Annotated in this window: 1 protein-coding gene; it reads right to left on the bottom strand. The window is 64.1% G+C overall.

The annotated features are described in order from the left end of the window. On the bottom strand, positions 1–320 hold a 320-nt coding region (locus EN859_RS36520), incomplete at both ends, for a zinc-binding dehydrogenase (protein WP_145972010.1).

Here is a 320-nt window from a genome sequence, read left to right as displayed (position 1 = left end):
GCGCGCTCGAACGCCTTGATGCTCTCGGAGAAATCATAGGTGCCAGTGATCAGCGGCTTGAGGTCGACCTTGCCGGAGGCGATGAGCTGCAAAGCGCGGTCGAAGATGTTGGCGTAGCGGAACACGGTCTCGATACGCACTTCCTTGGAGATCGCCGCCGGCACATTGAGCTCGACCGTTTCCACTGGCAGGCCAACCAGCACCACGGCGCCGCCCGGTCGCACAATGTCGAACAGGTTGGCGAAGGCCTTGGGGCTGCCGCTCGCCTCGAACACGATGTCGGCGCCCCAATTGTCCGTCGCGGCCGCAACGGCGTCGAC

The organism is Mesorhizobium sp. M00.F.Ca.ET.216.01.1.1, assembly GCF_004010325.2.
In the GTDB taxonomy this organism is placed as follows: Bacteria; Pseudomonadota; Alphaproteobacteria; order Rhizobiales; family Rhizobiaceae; genus Mesorhizobium.
The sequence above is the reverse complement of the archived record's forward strand: the minus strand, read 5'-3'. Positions and strand labels throughout refer to the sequence as shown.